The sequence below is a fragment of the Streptomyces sp. NPDC050264 genome (assembly GCF_040655895.1).
Taxonomy (GTDB): domain Bacteria; phylum Actinomycetota; class Actinomycetes; order Streptomycetales; family Streptomycetaceae; genus Streptomyces.
Window position 1 is genome coordinate 1 of record NZ_JBFAKV010000047.1, and the last position, 15,360, is coordinate 15,360.

Consider the following 15,360-nt stretch of genomic DNA (forward strand, 5'->3'; position numbering starts at 1 on the left):
GGTGTAGCAGTTCCTTCGGGGCCCTGGTGCCACAGGCATCAGGGCCCCTCCACGCGCGGAGCGGAAAGAGGTGCAATGGCGGCAGGCGATTCCTGCAACCGGCTGGGCGACTCCTTCAACCGGCTCGATGACGACGATTACCCCGCCTACACGATGGGCCGGGCCGCCGACATGCTCGGCGTCACCCAGGGCTTCCTGCGCGCCATCGGCGAAACCCGCCTGATCACCCCACTGCGCTCGGAAGGAGGCCACCGCCGCTACTCCCGCTACCAGCTGCGCATCGCCGCGCGTGCCCGCGAACTCGTCGACCAGGGCACCCCCATCGAGGCCGCTTGCCGCATCATCATCCTCGAGGACCAACTCGAGGAAGCGCAGCGCATCAACGCCGAACACCGTCGCGCCGTCGATCCTCTTCGAAACGTTGCGCGCCGGGCGGATTCATAACTACGGCCGCGACGTGAGGGTTTTGCGCGCCATGCTGTGAATGTTTACACCGTAACGAGCAGAAAAAGAATTTCATAATTCACGCCGGTCAGTTGGCATGCTACAGTCGGTTTCAGTTGCAGTGTTGGTTCCCGAGCATCAGGCGTTTTCAGCGGAGCTTTATCCGTTGGAGACGCTTTTGTATTTCCGGTCAATTGCGGGAGGGGCTCATCACGGCGGCTCGGTATCCGCACATCGCGGGTTCCGGCGGCGCCCAAAAGGAGATATGGCATGGCATCCGGCACTGTGAAATGGTTCAACGCGGCAAAAGGGTTCGGCTTCATCGAGCAGGATGGTGGCGGCGCCGATGTGTTCGCCCACTTCTCGAACATCGCCGCCCAGGGCTTCCGTGAGTTGCTCGAAGGTCAGAAGGTCACTTTCGACATCGCACCGAACCAGAAGGGCCTGACGGCCGAGAATATCGTTCCCGTCTGACGACGACCCGCTCCGCAGCGCCTGGGCGCATGTCTCTCGTAGGGCTGAACTTCTGCGGGACTCCGCATCGTGGACGCGAGCAGGGAATTACTGTCGCCCACAGGAAGGGTTTACGGATCTTATGTGGCGAAATTTCCTTGAACGTGTCGAACGTGTCATATCAAGGAGGTTCTGAGTGAACTCGACGCCTACGGACGTCCGCTCTTCCCGTACCGGGTTCACCCCTGAAGATGGGAATTCGCAGGGCGCGGATATCCGCCGCACGGCCCGGGCCCTCGCCCGTACGACGTTCTTGGCAGACAGTCGTGACGACCGCGAGACGGTCGCGGTGCCGGCGTCCGTTCTGGAGCGGAAGCAGGATGTGGCCCCCACTGCCGCAGCGGTCGCCGGTTTCATCGAAGCGGTCCGATGACGGGCCGCACCGACCAGGCTCCGGACGAGGAGCAGGATCAGGGCCTGTCGGCCCCGGACACAGCTTTCACCGCTCTGCTGGAGGACAGCGTGGAGGACCTGTACGAGCAGGCTCCGTGCGGCTACCTGTCGACTCTGATGGACGGCACCATCGCAAAGATCAACACGACTCTGCTGGAGTGGCTGGGACTCTCCCGGCGCGACGTGGCCGGCCGGATGCGGTTCACCGATCTGCTCACGGTGGGCGGCAAGCTGTACCACGAGACGCACTTCGCCCCGCTGTTGCAGATGAACGGTGAGGTCGGCGGTATCGCCCTGGACATCAAGACCGCAGACGGGCAGCGCATGCCCGTGCTCGTCACGTCGAAGGTGAAGACCAGCCACAACGGCGAACCGATGCTCGTGCGCACCACAATCTTCGACGCCCGCGACCGACGCGCCTACGAGACCGAGCTGCTGCGCGCACGGCGGACGGCCGAGGAAGCGCGCCGACAGGCCGAGGCCGACCGAGAGCGGCTCCAGGAAGCTCTCGCCGTCCTTCAGCGGAGCCTGCTGCCCGCCGAGTTGCCCACGGTTCCCGGCCTGGAGGCGAGCTCCTACTACCACACCGCTTCTCCGGACCTGCTCGGCGGAGACTTCTACGACCTGTTCCCGCTCGGCGCGGACCGGTGGGCCTTCTTCCTCGGCGACGTGTGCGGCAAAGGTCCCCAGGCCGCCGCGGTCACCTCCCTGACCCGCTACACGCTGCGGGCGGCCGCACTGCACGACCCGGACCCCGTCACCGTGCTGACCACCCTGAACACCGTGTTGCACGAGCGGTACCAGAGCATCGACCCGCGCTACTGCACCGCCATCTTCGGCGTCCTGCAGCCCGGCAACGGCCACGCCAGCGTGCACATGGCCTCCGGCGGCCACCCCTCCGCGCTGATCCAACGTGCCGACAACACCACGCACTACCTGCCCACTCCCGGCGGCATGCTCATCGGCGTCCTGCCCCAGGCGCGGTTCACTGCCGCCCACACCCAACTGTTCCCCGGCGACACCCTGTTGCTCTACACCGACGGACTCACCGAAGCCCGCACCGGGCCCGAGCGCAAGCTCTACGGTGAGGACGCCCTGCGCGCCTTTGTCGCCGAACAGCCTGGCTCGGGACCTCAGGCCCTGGTCACCGCTCTGAGCGGCTTGCTCGCCGGATTCGGCGACGGACTCGACGACGACACCGCGCTGCTCGCTCTCGGCGTGCCCGCCGCGCTGCCCGCCTCCCTGAGTGAAGACCTGATCTGTGCCGGCTGACGAACTCTCCGCGGGACGCGGCCACCGACCCCGGCTCGACAGCCCGCTGACCGTTGCGCTGGCAGCTGCCAGCTGCCAGGTGTCAGCTGCCAAGTGTCAGTTGTCGGCCGCGGGCTGCAAGGTGACCAGATCGCTGCCGTCGCAGTAGGTCAGGAGGCCCCCGTACGAGTACGCCTGGCAGGCCGAGACACCTTTCCAGAGCGTCTCGCCCTCGTCTCCGAACAGAACGAGTCGGTGTCCGTCCTGCCAGAAGCTGCCCTCAAGAGCGAGCGCGGAAGGGCTCAGTCCGCGAGGGCGGACGCGTCCGGTCGCGTTGTCGGTCAGGAGTCGGTCCGGACGGCCGGGTGCGCGAATGACGACGTTGCCCGGCAGGTCTTGTCGCGGTACCGGCCGCTGGGAGGTCAGGTATTCGCCGCGGGCCAGTCGCCGGTACGGGTGCAGGGTGCCGAAGTAGGGATCGACAAGCAGGGCCCCCTCGGCATCCGGCAGGACCATGCGGAAGGCGAGGGCCAACGGGAGCGCGCGGTCCCAGTGGCAACCCGTCCGGGGGTCGCGCGGAGCCTGGGGCTGGTCCCACACGAAGGTGTGCCGCCAGCCACGGTCCCCGTCCCCGGAGTCGACGCCGCTCGCGAGTACCGTGACGCGGCAACTGCCCTTGGCCGGCGCCGTGATGAGGATGGTCCGGTCCCCCTGCTGGGTGATCCGGTCGACCATGCCGTCCGGCGGACGCAGCCCTGCCACCCAGTTCACCCCGCCGTCCTCTGGATTCAACACGCCGACGCGATCGGGAGTGATCACGTACAAGTAGCAGTGTTGCGGCCTGGGTTGGCCGCCGCGCAGGGCATCGGCTCCACAGGAATCGAGGACGCGCACCGCCCCGCGCACCGTACGTGTCCACTGACGCTCGCCCAACGCGCCTGCCCAGGCGGTGATGCGGCATGAACCGTCACGGCAGCCCACCGCCAGCACGCTGCCCCCGGATGCGAACACCTGGCTCCCAGGAGGCAACTTTCTGCGCCAGGTCAGGCGCCCGTTTCCCACGTTGATCGCTGCCAGGGTGCTCGGGCCGCGGTGGCCCTTGCGGCCGCCGACGACCAACAGTTGGAAATCGACGAGACCCGCGGAGTGCGGAGCGCCGAAGTCGTGGGCGCTCAGCCGGAATTCGTCCGGCAGGGTGGTCCGCCAGGCCGCTGTCCGCGGGCTCTTGAGGTGGGCCAGGACACGGCCCTGGCCCAGTAGTTGCCTGTCGGGAAGGTTCAGCGCCCACGTCCCATCGGGGCCCGGTCGCACCGGCAGTGGCGTGCGCGAGGCCTCCTCGGGAACGGTATGTCCGTCGCCGAACATCGGAGCCTGCGGCGCGAAGCAGCCCGCCACCAGCAGCATCGACACCACTGCCATGAGCCCGCGCGGCCAACTGGCCTTCATCTCCACCCCCGTGTCGGCCCCAAGCTAGAGCCACGAGGGATGCACGCCCCAGCGTCTGTCGTCTTCGTAATGTCCTCGTAGCCAGAACTTCTTGCGGGAACGTCTCCCGTCGCTCAACGAGGGGCTGGGGCGGCGAGATTCACTTCCACCGGATGCACGAATTCCGAAACGCGGAATTGACGTCCCGTCGCCCCACTCCGCGGAGATCGTTACTCCGGGCATGGATATCAATGAACCCGGTCCGAACCGTTCTGCCGAGTTCGCCGACGCGAACTGGCCCGACGGCGAGGTCTGCCCCCGAGGCGTGTGCGAGTGTCCGCTGGACCACGCCGCGCGCGACCGGCTCCTGACGGCGCTGCGGTACGCGGTGCTCGGCATCGCCACCAGTGTCATCGTTGCCGGCACCGCATGTGTCCTCGCCTGACCAGCCCCCAGCGGGGCCTCGGCGCCGCGGAGTCGGCCGGTGCCTGCGCCGCCGTCGACGGGCAGGTCCGCCCCCCACTGCCAGGCCGATGTCGTACGAGGCTCCGGTGACAAGCCCGGGTCGGGGGTTCATGAGTGAAGGTCCTTTCTCATGTCTGCCACAGAGGCCGGGTGCCGGCCCCGGGCGGGGTCCGGCACCCGTAAAGGGGTCGGGTCAGAATCCGGGGAAGAGCGAGCGGAGGTCCGCCAAGGTGACGGCGCCGCTCACCTGGACGCTGTCGGCAGCCTGGAGGCGGCCGTAGACGAGGCGCAGCACGGCCTCCGCGGTGCCGACGACCGTGCCCGCCGGTTCGGCCGGCTCGCACGGGTACAGGTGCAGCTCGGCACCCAGGTCCAGGAGCATGGTCCGGACCGGATCGGTGAGGTCGAGAGTGAGCTGCGCGGGTGCGAGCCGGCCGAGGGTGCCGGCGTCGCGGAAGCGGGTGGCGACCAGGTCCAGGCGCTTCCACAGCAGTTCCACCTCAGCCGCGGGGATCGTTGCCCGCGGATCGAGGGCCGCTTCGATGTCCCAGGCATGGACGGAGTGCTCCGAGAGCCGGTATCCGGCGTAGTCGGCAAGGGTGAGCAGCCCCGCGCAATAGGGGACGCGGACGGATTGCTGCTGCGGCGGGGTAAGGGAGTCCAGAAGGTGCAGGTGGCGGACGTCGGCGGTCTGCCAGGCGTCCCGCTGCGCGAGCGGGGGCAGGGCGTTCCACCGTTCCCACACCGGTTCCAGGTCCTGGCGGACCGGCCCGGTCCGGTCACCCGCGATACCGCGTTCGAGCAGACCGGTGGAAATCTCGGCGGCGCTGCCAAGGTGGGACAAGACCTGAGCGATGCTCCACCCGTCGGCCTTCGAGGGACGGTTCACGTCACCTTCGGTGAGGGAGCCGACTGCCCGGGCCAGCCGCTGGGAGCTGTCGTGGAGGGAGTCGAGCCAGACGTGCGGGCTGTCGGCCGTGTCGATGGCGGGGAAGGGGGTCGTCACGTCCGCGCTCACTGCTGCTGGTAGGCGAGGTCGGCGGCGGTGAGACCTTCCAGGGCCATGCCGACCTGGAGGCCTTCGGCCATGCGGCGGCTGATGCGCTGGCGCAGGGTGATGGCGAGGTACCGGGTGAGCAGTTGGGGCTTGGCCGCGAGGTTCTCGGCGAGCTGCCGGGCGCGGGGCAGGACCTCCTCCAGGGGCAGCACCTCGGCAACCGCGCCCCAGCGCTCGGCCTGTTCGGCCGTGAAGGAACCCTGCGTCAGAGTCAGGTAGCGGGCGCGGTTGACGCCCAGCGCCTCCTCCCAGGCGATCTGAATGCCGTCGCCCGGAACGATGCCGAAGGTCAGGTGCGGGAAGTCGGAGAAGACGGTGGTGTCGGCGGCGACGACGATGTCCGCCAGCAGGACGTACTCGCTGTGGACGGACGCGGGGCCGTTGACCGCCGCGACGATGGGCATCTCCAGGTCGACCAGGCGCTGCAGCACACGGCGGCCCTCGGCGATGGTGCGGTCCCACTGGGCCGGCTTGGTGATGTCACCCAGGCTGGCACCGTCGATGTCGGTCATGAACCGGTCGCCGGTGCCGGTCAGCACCAGCACTCGGTTGTCGCGGTCCTCGCCGATCTCGAACAGGGCCCGCGGGAAGTCGGTGTGCGTCTCGCCGGTGAAGGTGGCCGGTCCGTCGTCGGTGTGGAAACGCAGCGTGAGCACGCCTGACGCGGTGCGGCTCATCGCCAGGTTCTTGAACGCCGTGAAATAGGACGGGATCTGCTCGGACACAGAAGGCTCCTCGGTAAGGGGCGGGCGGTGGTTCCGCCCTGTGCCTCCTACTCAACTCCTGCCCCAAGGACATGCATAGCGCCTGGCCAGAGGGGTTGCCGAGGTCCGCTATAAGCCCAGCCAATGGCTTCCACGGCGGCGCGCACGGGCGCGCGTGGCGTGTCGGCCGCGGCTCGTGGTGCGATGGACGCATGGAGATCCGAGCGATGCGCGCGTTCGTGGCGGTGGTCGAAGAAAAAGGCCTGTCCGCGGCGGCCCGGCGACTGCACATCAGCCAACCCGCCCTGTCCCAGACCGTGGGCGCGCTGGAGCGTGAATTCGGCGCGCAACTCCTCATCCGCTCCTCCACGGGGGTCCAGGCCACGGAGACCGGGCTGACGCTGCTCGCAGAGGCCCGTGCCGTACTCGCCCGTTACGACCAGGCGCTGGCGGTCATGACGGCACGTACGGGGGAGAGCGCGACCACGCTGCGGATCGGCATACCTCTGGAACTCCCCGCCGACCTGCTGTCGAAGGCGCTGCTCGATCTTGCCTCGGCCTACCCGGGCACGCGGGTCCAGGCACGGCACCTGTCCACCTCGGCACAAGTCGCGGACCTGCACAACGGCGAACTCGACCTCGGTCTGCTGCGCGAACGCCCGCCGGGGCAGGAGTACGACGCGGTGCTCGTGGTCGAGGAACCCCTGGGCGTGCTGCTCGCAGCCGAGCGCGCGGCGGGGCTGGCCGGGCCGGACGGCATCCGGCTCGATGCCCTGAACGGGCTGGACTGGGTCGGCTTCCCCCGCTCCGGCAGCCCGGCCTGGTACGACGAACTCACCGCCACCTTGCGCAGCCACGGCATCGACCCGGGCCCGGAGATCCCCGACGGACAGCCGCTGATCGCCGAGGTCAAACTCGCCTCCGTCAGCGCCGGCCGCGCCTTCACCCTCGCTCCGCCGGGCTGGTCCCAGCCCCTGCCCGACACCGTCACCTGGTTCCCGCTTGCGGGCCACCCCATCGTCCGGCGCACCTGGGCCGTGTGGAACGCGGGCTCGCACCGCCGCGACCTCGGCCAGTTGATCTCCGCCCTGGACCAGCCTGTGACGCGGGGCCGGCCTCGGCCCAGCGGCAGCGCGAGTTGAGGTCAGGCCTCGACGGGTGCGAAGGCGATGATCGCGTCGACAAGGTCGGCCGGAGCTTCCAGCGGGATCAGGTGGCCCGCCTTCGGGATCACCTCGAACTCGGCTTCGCAGAGGTAGGGAAGCAGGTTGTCGCGGAGTACGTCGACAGGCTCGACGCGGTCGTTCTCTCCGGCGACGACGAGGGCGGGGACGTCGATCATGCGGGTGTGGTCGGTGATGTCCTCGGCGATGCCGTGCAGCGGCCACTCCGTGCGCGCGGCGTCGGTGCCGGCACGTGAGTCGGTCGCGACCTGCGCCTTGATCGATGCGGGCAAGTCGGTAGCGGTGAGGATGTTGTCCCGTGCCTCGGCGACAGACACGTCGGAGTCGTAGGCGTGGGAGAGGCCTTCCCGGTACTCGGGGGTGACATGCGCGGCGGGCTTCGCCGGACCGGAAGCGACGAGGACGACTCCACGAAGTCCGGCAGGCCGGGCCGCCGCGATCAGCTGCGCGACCTTGCCGCCCATGGAATGTCCGACGAGGACGTAGTCGGTGACGCCCGCGCCGGCGATCACGGCGAGCGTGTCGTCCGCGAGCCGGCGGAGTGTGCAGGGTCCGGGCAGGCTGCTTGAGCGGCTCCATCCGCGGAAGTCGGGAGTGAGTACGTCGCGATCCGAGAGGCGGTCGACGACGAGGTTCCAGGTGCGGGCGGAACCGCCCCAGTAGTGCAGGAAGACCAGGGTCGGCCCGGTCCCCGGGCGGTGGTCGTAAGTGGGCACGTGTGGCTGCTGTGAGGTCTGTGGGGTAGTCATCGCAACTCCTCGATCGGGGTTTCGTAGCGGAACTTCCGTATGACAATGGAATCTCCGCAACACTTCGCGCACATCGGCGTGACCGGTCGTCCGATGGTGGAAACTGGACATGTGACCGTGATCCGGCAGATGACCTACCAGCCCGTCGGGCGCGGTGCCGCCGCTGTGGAGACACTGACGTTCCACCGCCTGCGCGAGCTGAACGACGGCGGCACGCAACGCGCCGACTTCCACGTCCTCGCGGTCGTCGACGCCGGACACGGAACCGTCACGGTGGACTTCCTCCCATACGGGCTCGGGGCGCGGTCCGCGGTGTGGATCGCTCCTGGCGCGGTGCACCGATGGGACGACATCGCCGAAGTGGCCGGGCACGTCGTGCTGTTCGTTCCGACCGCGCCGGTCACCCGCGCCACCCGAGAGCTCGTCGCGGACCCGGACCGGGTCGCGCAGTGGAGCGTTCCCGACGCCGACTGGCCGTTCGTCGACGCCGCGCGGAGCCATCTCCTCCTAGAGGCGTCCGCCCCGCCCGTCGGCGCATCGACGGAGCTGCCCGAGATCCTGCTCTCCGCTCTCATCGCCCGACTGCGGCCACCGCACAGCGCGGCACGGCCGGTGAATCCGACGTTTCGCCGGTTCCGGTCCAGCGTCGAGACGCACTTCCGGGAACATCACGACGCCGGCTACTACGCCCGGGCCCTGGGATACGCGCCCCGCACCCTCTCGAGAGCGGTGCAGCAGGCCACCGGCCGCACCGCGAAGGCGTACATCGTCGACCGGCTCGTCCTGGAAGCCAAACGGCTTCTCGCACACGACCGCCTCACCGCGGCCGGCTGCGCCGGCACGCTCGGCTTTCCCGACGCGTCCAACTTCTCGGTGTTCTTCCGCACGGCGACAGGCATGCGTCCGGGGGCATGGCAGTCAATGACGGCCGTCAAGTGAGCCCCGTTCTCCGTCGCAGCATGTGGTCCGCGTGGCCGCCTGCCACGCCGGCCGGGGGCGGGTTTCCGCTCGGGCGATCACTTTTCGGAGCGCCGCTTGCGCGCGTGGGTGCGCGCCTTCATCCGGTTGCCGCATGCTGCCATGGAACACCACCGGGCAGTCCCGGGGCGGCTGTGATCGATGAGGAACAGGTTGCACTCCTCGTTCGCGCAGGCCCGCAGCCGTTGCGGCAGTTCCGTGGTGACGCGCGACCACGCGAGGACGACACGAACCGCGAGTTCCTCGTCAGGGGCTGCCTCCAGTTGCCAGGACACGCCTGTGGGCGTGACGCCGGGACGAAGCCGTGCCCGGTCGAGCGCGAAGGCAAGGCTGCCGACGTCTGAGGACGTCCGCCGGATCAGCCGGTGCAGCGCGTCCCGCACACAGCGCAGGCGTTCGCACTCCTCGCTCGTGCCATGCCCCCCGAGTGCGCGTATCCACTCGGTCGCCCCCTCCGCGCTCAGGGTGTCCGTGGGACGTCCGTCGATCACCGGGGCGCTGTTGAGCACGGCGAGCAGAAGTTCCTCGTCCTCGGCCACGGCTCACTCTCCTTGACACGTCATCCGGCGCGGTGCATCCTCAGCATAACCTAACCGTTTAAATCACTTTAAGGGGTTACCGTGGTCGCTGTTCATCACCGGACCGTGGACGTCGACGGCTTGACCGTCTTCTACCGGGAGGCGGGACCGTCGGACGCCCCCGTCCTCCTGCTGCTGCACGGATATCCGACGAGTTCGCACATGTTCCGGCACCTGATACCCGCGCTCGCCGGGCCGTACCGGGTGATCGCACCCGACCACATCGGCTTCGGCCGCTCGTCGGCGCCCGGCGTGAGCGACTTCGACTACACCTTCGACGCCCTCGCCGAGGTGACTCGCGGCTTCCTGGCCCACCTCGGTGTGCACCGCTACGCGATCTACGTACAGGACTACGGCGCACCCATCGGCTGGCGTCTCGCGCTGGCGTCCCCGGAGTCGGTCATCGCCGTCGTCTCCCAGAACGGCAACGCCTACGAGGAAGGGTTCGTACCGGATTTCTGGGCGCCCATCTGGGCCTACGGGGCGCAACGCAGCACGGAGAACGAGGCGCGGCTGCGGCCCGCACTCGGCCGGGAAGCCGTCGAGTGGCAGTACACCCACGGTGTCCCCGACCCCAGCCTGATCGACCCCGACGCCTGGGAGCACGATCTGGCGCTCCTAGCCCGCCCGGGCGTCGACCGCGCCCAACTCGCCCTGTTCGGCGACTACTCCAGCAACCGGGCTCTCTATCCGGCGGTGCACGACTGGCTGCGGTCGAGCCGGGTCCCCGTCCTCGCGATCTGGGGCCGCAACGACGAGATCTTCGCGTCGGCAGGCGCGGAGGCATTCCGGCGCGACGCCCCGGACGCGGAGATCGTCCTGCTCGACGGCGGCCACTTCCTCCTGGAGAGCCACCCCGACGAGGTCGCCGCCGCCATCACCCGATTCCGCCCGCGCGTGGTCGGCACGCCGGTCGGAGGGTGACAGGAGGGATGTCCCGCCCGCGGGATCCACAAGACGCGGGCGTGTGGATGCGCGCGGACGAAGCCCCTCTCGCCGTTCGGGATGAGCGCGGGAGCGCCACGGGCCTTGGTGTGTGGCGCCCAGCGCCTAGGCCGTTTCTGATGGCTCTTGGTCGGGTGTAGGACTGATCGTCGGCGCAACGCGAGTCACCTCGTGATGAGCCGACTGCCCCTCCGAGCACGCCAGTGACAGGCATCTGACGGTTCCAAGAGCCGTCAGAAACGCCCTAGCTGTGTGAGCTCTCGGCTACGGCGACCACTTCGGAACCTTCGCGGCGCACACGTTCAGTTCCCCAGGCGCCGAGCGGTCCGAGCGCTTGATTGAGCGTGCGTCCATGCTCGGTCAGTGAGTACTCCACCCGTGGCGGCACCTCGGCGTAGACCTCCCGGTGCACCAGGCCGTCCGCCTCCATCTCCCGCAGATGCTGGGTCAGCATCTTCTCGCTCACGCCGGGCAGACCGCGACGCAACTCGGCGAAACGGCGTACGCGATGAGCGTCGAGTTCCCAGAGGATGAGCCCCTTCTACTTGCCGCTCACCACGTCGAGCGCGGCGTCGATGCCACAGATGTAAGGCCCGCTCCTCGGCGCCCCGGCCATCACTGACCCCCCTTACGAAAAGGTAAGTACCGCAGAAAATAGTGGGTACTTCCGAGACTAATGGCGCTCGCCGAGCATGGGGGAGTGAACGAAGAACAGATCCACCGCACCAGGCAGGACACCGCTGTCACCGTGATCGGACTGGGCCCGATGGGCCGGGCGATGACCCGCGCCCTCCTCGCCGCCGGCCACCCGGTCACCGTCTGGAACCGCACCGCAGAGCGGGCCGACGACGTCGTCGCCGCCGGAGCAGCACGCGCGGCGACACCCGCCGAGGCGGTCGAGGCGAGTGACGTCGTGATCCTCAGCCTCACTGACTACCAGGCGATGCACGGCATCCTCGACGGCGCCACCGCGTCACTCGCCGGCCGCACGCTGGTCAACCTGAGCTCGGACACACCCGACCGCACGCGTAAGGCGGCAACCTGGGCCGCGGGTCACGGTGCGGCCTTCCTCACCGGTGGTGTCATGGTGCCGGCGCCGATGGTCGGCACGGAGGCGGCCCATGTCTACTACAGCGGCCCCGACGAGGTGATGAAGAACCACCGGGCGGCGTTGGCGCCGCTCGGCACGCCGAAGTATCTGGGCGAGGATCCGGGCCTCGCCCAGATCATGTACCAGGCCCAGCTCGCGGTGTTCCTCACGACCTTGTCCGCGCTGATGCACGCCACCGCGATGCTGGGCACCGCGGGAATGAAGGCCGGGGAAGCGCTCCCGGAGCTGCTCTCCTCCGCCGACTCGATCGGCGCCATCCTGAGGGCCGGCGAAGAGACTCCCGGCGCCTCGCTGGATGCCGGTGAACATTCAGGGGACCTGAGCACCGTCACCATGATGGGCGCGACGTCCGACCACATCGTCGAGACCAGCACGTCACTCGGCCTCGACCTCGCGCTGCCCATGGCTGTGCAAGCCCATTACCGGCACGCGATAGAGAACGGCCACGGCGGCGACAACTGGACCCGCATCATCGACAGCGTCCGAGAACCGCGCTGACCAAACGCGGCGCGGTTCGTCGGTGGACGGGCAGATCGTGAGCTGCTTGGCGGGACGGTTTAGCTCAGCTCAACCTGGCGTGACCGAACGGGAGTTGTTCGCGGACAAGCCGGATGTCAGCGTGTAGGCGCTGGTGGATGGTTCACGCCGGGCGGCGCGATCCCCTTCACCCACCGGCTCTCTCCCGGCGGTCGATGCCGACATGCCGTACAGCCCCTCCAAGGAGTGCTATGCCCCTGCGCGAACAGGTGCGCTTCGTCAGCGATGCGGCCAAGCTCACCGGCCACCTCTTTCTGCCCGATGCCACGGGCCGGAACGACGCCGTCCCGTTGCAGGGTGTCGTGGTCGCCGGAACGTGGACCAGCGTCAAGGAGCAGATGGCCGACCGGTACGCCGAGGAGCTGGCCCGGCGCGGCTACGCGGCGCTGGCGTTCGACTTCACCGGCTACGGCGAGTCCGAAGGCGATCCCCGCGACTACGAGTCGCCGGCGCTCAAGGTTCGGGACCTCCGCGCGGCCGCGGACTTCCTGACCGCCCATCCGGCTGTGGGAGACGGGAAGTTGGGCGCTTTGGGGGTGTGTGCCGGGTCGATGTACGCGAGCGCCTTCGCCGCCGAGGACGCACGGGTGGGGTCGCTGGCGCTGGTGGCGCCGTGGCTGCACGACCGCGGGATCTGCGAGGAGAACTACGGCGGAGCGGAGGGCATCGCCGCGAAGAAGACCGCGGCGGCCGCGGCCCGGCGACGGTACGAAGAGAGCGGGGAGGTCGACTACGTGCCGGTGGTCAGCGGCAGCGACCCGGACGCGGCCATGCCCTTCGACATCGACTTCTACCTGAATCCGGAGCGCGGCGGGATCCCGCAGTGGCCCAACCGCTATGCCGTCATGGCCTGGTCCGAGTGGCTGGACTTCGACGCCGTCGCGCTCGCTGCCGACGTGACCGCGCCCGCGCTGCTCGTGCACAGCGAGGACGCCGCCATCCCGGACGGTGCCCGCCGCTTCTACGACGGCCTCGCGGGGGAGCGGACGTTCCTGTGGGACGAGGGCGTCCAGTTCGACTTCTACGACCAGGCGCCGCAGGTCGGCGTCGCCGCGGACGCGGCGGCCGAGCACTTTGCCCGCACGCTGTGAACACCCCCGCTGCCGACAGGAGATCACCCTTCATGCCCGAGCCCGTCGCGTCCGATTGCGTCGCGTGCGAGTCCGTCGCGTCCAAGTACAGGGTCGCCGAGACCTGCACCCGCATGGCCGTGTACGCGGATCGCCGCGAATGGAACCAACTGCGTGGCCTGTTCGCCGACAAGGTGGTGCTCGACTACACCAGTCTGAACGGCGGTGAGCCGGCCCAGCTCACCCCGCAGGAGATTGTCGACGCCTGGGCGGCGACGCTCGGTGGGTTCGACGCGACCCAGCACCTGATCGCCAACCACCTTGTCGAGATCGAGGGAGACCGCGCCGTGTGCACGGCCTCCTTCCAGGCCACCCACCGCCTGGCCACCGCCTACGGGGCGCCGCTGTGGACACTCGGCGGCGAATACCGGTGGGAGCTGGGCCGGACCGGAGACCGCTGGTCGATCGACACCGTGGTGATGACCGCGACCTGGGGCGACGGCAACAAGGACCTTCCTGCGCAGGCTGCGGGCTGACGATGACGGCCTCCGTTCCTACGCCGCTTGCCGTGTCGCCGCCGTCCGCCGCCCGGGGCGGATCTCCGGTGGTGCTCGGTGCGGCCCTGCTGGGGTTCTTCCTCATCTCGCTGGACGCGTTGATCGTCACCGTCGCGCTGCCGGACATCGGTCGCACTCTCGGCGGCGGCATGTCCGGTCTGCAGTGGGTGGTGGACGGATACACGCTGATGTTCGCGGCCCTGATGCTCTCCGCGGGCGCGCTGTCCGATCGCGTCGGGGCGCGGCGGGCGTTCGGCGGCGGGCTGGTGCTGTTCGCGCTGGCCTCGGCGGCGTGCGGCCTCGCGCCCGGACTCGGCACGCTGGTCGCCGCGCGGCTGGTGCAGGGCGCCGCGGCGGCCGTGATGATGCCCGCGTCCCTCGCCCTGGTCCGACAGAACTTCCCCGATCAGGCCGAACGGGCGCGGGCGATCGCGATCTGGACCGTCGGCGGCGCGGTCGCGGTGGCGGCCGGTCCCGTGCTCGGCGGGGCGCTCACCGCCTCCGTCGGCTGGCGGTGGATCTTCTTCGTCAACCTGCCGGCCGGCCTGCTGGCCCTCGCCCTGCTCACCCGTGTACCGGCCTCCCCGAGGCTGCCCGCGCGGCTCGACATCGTCGGTCAGGTGACGGCGGTGTTGGCGATGGGCGGGCTGACGTACGGCGTCATCGAGGGCGGTGCCCAGGGTTTCGGCCGGCCGGTCGTGGTGGCGTCGCTCTTGGTGGCCGTGGCCTCCGCGGCTGCCTTCCTCGCCGCGCAGGCCAGGGGCGCCCATCCGATGCTGCCGCTGCCGTTGTTCCGGTCCCGGGTGGTGGCGGTGTCCCTGCTGGTGGGATTCACGCTCAACGCCGCTTACTACGGCGGGGTGTTCGTCTTCAGCCTCTATCTGCAGCAGCAGCGTGGGCAGTCCGCGCTGCACGCGGGTCTGATGTTCATCCCGATGACTGCCCTGGTCGCGGTGGTGAACCTGGCCTCGGCGAGACTGGCCGCGCGGTTCGGCCCGCGGGTGCCGATGGTGGCGGGACAACTGGTGGGGACAGCCGGACTGGTGGCGCTGACCACGGTCGGCGCGCACACCGAGGTGTGGGCGGTGGCGCTGCTCATGGTGCCGGTCGGGCTCGGCGGAGCACTGGCGGTGCCCGCGCTGACCGCGATGCTGCTCGACGCCGTTCCCGCGGACCGGGCCGGCACCGCGGGCGCGGTACTCAACACCGCCCGCCAGGTCGGCGGCGCCATCGCGGTGGCCGTGTACGGTGCGCTGCTGGCGGGGGCGGACACGTTCCTGGCCGGGATGCGGTGGAGTGTGCTGCTGGCGGCGGCCGGGCTCGCACTGACGGCGGCGGCGACGCTGACGCTGCCGCGGGCCGGGCACCGGGAGGCGGCCGCATAACGATCGGCTGGTCC

At 69.5% G+C, this 15,360-nt stretch carries 16 protein-coding genes and 2 pseudogenes; 12 read left to right on the forward strand and 6 right to left on the reverse strand.

Annotated features, from left to right (window positions below; genetic code table 11):
- Nucleotides 1-75: 75 nt before the first annotated feature.
- The 4 genes and pseudogenes from AB0J02_RS41835 to AB0J02_RS41850 all read left to right on the forward strand — a co-directional run bounded on the left by AB0J02_RS41835 (nucleotide 76) and on the right by AB0J02_RS41850 (nucleotide 2,622).
- A complete protein-coding gene (locus tag AB0J02_RS41835; protein WP_363199157.1) occupies nucleotides 76-444 on the forward strand; it encodes a MerR family transcriptional regulator in 369 nt (122 codons plus the stop codon).
- Between the two features lie 270 nt (nucleotides 445-714).
- The gene (locus AB0J02_RS41840; RefSeq protein ID WP_363199158.1) at nucleotides 715-918 is read left to right on the forward strand and encodes a cold-shock protein; all 204 of its coding nucleotides are present in this window, start codon (nucleotides 715-717) and stop codon (nucleotides 916-918) included.
- A 265-nt stretch (nucleotides 919-1,183) separates the two neighbouring features.
- A pseudogene (locus tag AB0J02_RS41845) lies at nucleotides 1,184-1,288 on the forward strand (alpha/beta hydrolase); the annotation flags it as partial.
- Between the two features lie 38 nt (nucleotides 1,289-1,326).
- Complete coding sequence (locus tag AB0J02_RS41850) at nucleotides 1,327-2,622, forward strand: SpoIIE family protein phosphatase (RefSeq protein WP_363199159.1); 1,296 nt, start codon at nucleotides 1,327-1,329, stop codon at nucleotides 2,620-2,622.
- 96 nt (nucleotides 2,623-2,718) lie between these two features.
- Here AB0J02_RS41850 and AB0J02_RS41855 read toward each other — a convergent pair whose 3' ends face one another.
- Nucleotides 2,719-4,047 (reverse strand): hypothetical protein, encoded by a 1,329-nt coding sequence (locus AB0J02_RS41855; RefSeq protein WP_363199160.1) that lies wholly within the window; start codon nucleotides 4,045-4,047, stop codon nucleotides 2,719-2,721.
- 220 nt (nucleotides 4,048-4,267) lie between these two features.
- Between AB0J02_RS41855 and AB0J02_RS41860 the strand changes: the two genes are divergently transcribed.
- Nucleotides 4,268-4,471 (forward strand): hypothetical protein, encoded by a 204-nt coding sequence (locus tag AB0J02_RS41860; protein ID WP_363199161.1) that lies wholly within the window; start codon nucleotides 4,268-4,270, stop codon nucleotides 4,469-4,471.
- A 213-nt stretch (nucleotides 4,472-4,684) separates the two neighbouring features.
- Here AB0J02_RS41860 and AB0J02_RS41865 read toward each other — a convergent pair whose 3' ends face one another.
- Nucleotides 4,685-5,497, reverse strand: coding sequence for a maleylpyruvate isomerase family mycothiol-dependent enzyme (locus tag AB0J02_RS41865; protein WP_363199162.1), 813 nt, complete (start codon nucleotides 5,495-5,497; stop codon nucleotides 4,685-4,687).
- A gap of 8 nt (nucleotides 5,498-5,505) precedes the next feature.
- On the reverse strand, nucleotides 5,506-6,273 hold the full coding sequence (locus tag AB0J02_RS41870; protein ID WP_363199163.1) for an enoyl-CoA hydratase/isomerase family protein: 768 nt from the start codon (nucleotides 6,271-6,273) through the stop codon (nucleotides 5,506-5,508).
- 191 nt (nucleotides 6,274-6,464) lie between these two features.
- Between AB0J02_RS41870 and AB0J02_RS41875 the strand changes: the two genes are divergently transcribed.
- Nucleotides 6,465-7,394: a LysR family transcriptional regulator gene (locus tag AB0J02_RS41875; RefSeq protein WP_363199164.1), complete on the forward strand. Its 930-nt coding sequence runs from the start codon at nucleotides 6,465-6,467 to the stop codon at nucleotides 7,392-7,394.
- Between the two features lie 2 nt (nucleotides 7,395-7,396).
- Here AB0J02_RS41875 and AB0J02_RS41880 read toward each other — a convergent pair whose 3' ends face one another.
- Nucleotides 7,397-8,185, reverse strand: coding sequence for an alpha/beta hydrolase (locus AB0J02_RS41880; protein ID WP_363199165.1), 789 nt, complete (start codon nucleotides 8,183-8,185; stop codon nucleotides 7,397-7,399).
- Between the two features lie 45 nt (nucleotides 8,186-8,230).
- Here AB0J02_RS41880 and AB0J02_RS41885 point away from each other — a divergent pair, with 45 nt between their 5' ends.
- Entirely contained in the window at nucleotides 8,231-9,124 is an 894-nt protein-coding gene (locus tag AB0J02_RS41885) for an AraC family transcriptional regulator (protein WP_363199166.1), read from the forward strand.
- Between the two features lie 77 nt (nucleotides 9,125-9,201).
- Here AB0J02_RS41885 and AB0J02_RS41890 read toward each other — a convergent pair whose 3' ends face one another.
- A complete protein-coding gene (locus AB0J02_RS41890) occupies nucleotides 9,202-9,702 on the reverse strand; it encodes a CGNR zinc finger domain-containing protein (protein ID WP_363199167.1) in 501 nt (166 codons plus the stop codon).
- An 81-nt stretch (nucleotides 9,703-9,783) separates the two neighbouring features.
- Between AB0J02_RS41890 and AB0J02_RS41895 the strand changes: the two genes are divergently transcribed.
- On the forward strand, nucleotides 9,784-10,665 hold the full coding sequence (locus tag AB0J02_RS41895) for an alpha/beta hydrolase (protein WP_363199168.1): 882 nt from the start codon (nucleotides 9,784-9,786) through the stop codon (nucleotides 10,663-10,665).
- A gap of 265 nt (nucleotides 10,666-10,930) precedes the next feature.
- Here AB0J02_RS41895 and AB0J02_RS41900 read toward each other — a convergent pair.
- Nucleotides 10,931-11,302: pseudogene (locus AB0J02_RS41900) on the reverse strand (helix-turn-helix domain-containing protein).
- A gap of 60 nt (nucleotides 11,303-11,362) precedes the next feature.
- Between AB0J02_RS41900 and AB0J02_RS41905 the strand changes: the two are divergent.
- From AB0J02_RS41905 to AB0J02_RS41920, 4 genes are all read left to right on the forward strand, one after another.
- Nucleotides 11,363-12,295, forward strand: coding sequence for an NAD(P)-binding domain-containing protein (locus AB0J02_RS41905; RefSeq protein WP_363199169.1), 933 nt, complete (start codon nucleotides 11,363-11,365; stop codon nucleotides 12,293-12,295).
- 230 nt (nucleotides 12,296-12,525) lie between these two features.
- A complete protein-coding gene (locus AB0J02_RS41910) occupies nucleotides 12,526-13,425 on the forward strand; it encodes an alpha/beta hydrolase (RefSeq protein WP_363199170.1) in 900 nt (299 codons plus the stop codon).
- Nucleotides 13,426-13,457: 32 nt separating this feature from the next.
- Nucleotides 13,458-13,940, forward strand: a complete 483-nt coding sequence (locus AB0J02_RS41915; protein WP_363199171.1) for a nuclear transport factor 2 family protein — start codon at nucleotides 13,458-13,460, stop codon at nucleotides 13,938-13,940.
- A 68-nt stretch (nucleotides 13,941-14,008) separates the two neighbouring features.
- Entirely contained in the window at nucleotides 14,009-15,346 is a 1,338-nt protein-coding gene (locus tag AB0J02_RS41920) for an MFS transporter (RefSeq protein ID WP_363199180.1), read from the forward strand.
- The last annotated feature ends 14 nt before the right edge of the window (nucleotides 15,347-15,360 follow it).

Excerpts from the sequence above, each read along its gene's own strand:
- AB0J02_RS41880 (WP_363199165.1), bottom strand. The coding sequence starts at position 8,185 with ATGACTACCCCACAGACCTCACAGCAGCCACACGTGCCCACTTACGAC.
- AB0J02_RS41850 (WP_363199159.1), top strand. The coding sequence starts at position 1,327 with ATGACGGGCCGCACCGACCAGGCTCCGGACGAGGAGCAGGATCAGGGC.
- AB0J02_RS41915 (WP_363199171.1), top strand. The coding sequence starts at position 13,458 with ATGCCCGAGCCCGTCGCGTCCGATTGCGTCGCGTGCGAGTCCGTCGCG.
- AB0J02_RS41835 (WP_363199157.1), top strand. The coding sequence starts at position 76 with ATGGCGGCAGGCGATTCCTGCAACCGGCTGGGCGACTCCTTCAACCGG.
- AB0J02_RS41860 (WP_363199161.1), top strand. The coding sequence starts at position 4,268 with ATGGATATCAATGAACCCGGTCCGAACCGTTCTGCCGAGTTCGCCGAC.
- AB0J02_RS41910 (WP_363199170.1), top strand. The coding sequence starts at position 12,526 with ATGCCCCTGCGCGAACAGGTGCGCTTCGTCAGCGATGCGGCCAAGCTC.
- AB0J02_RS41855 (WP_363199160.1), bottom strand. The coding sequence starts at position 4,047 with ATGAAGGCCAGTTGGCCGCGCGGGCTCATGGCAGTGGTGTCGATGCTG.
- AB0J02_RS41885 (WP_363199166.1), top strand. The coding sequence starts at position 8,231 with ATGGAATCTCCGCAACACTTCGCGCACATCGGCGTGACCGGTCGTCCG.
- AB0J02_RS41905 (WP_363199169.1), top strand. The coding sequence starts at position 11,363 with ATGGCGCTCGCCGAGCATGGGGGAGTGAACGAAGAACAGATCCACCGC.
- AB0J02_RS41875 (WP_363199164.1), top strand. The coding sequence starts at position 6,465 with ATGGAGATCCGAGCGATGCGCGCGTTCGTGGCGGTGGTCGAAGAAAAA.
- AB0J02_RS41840 (WP_363199158.1), top strand. The coding sequence starts at position 715 with ATGGCATCCGGCACTGTGAAATGGTTCAACGCGGCAAAAGGGTTCGGC.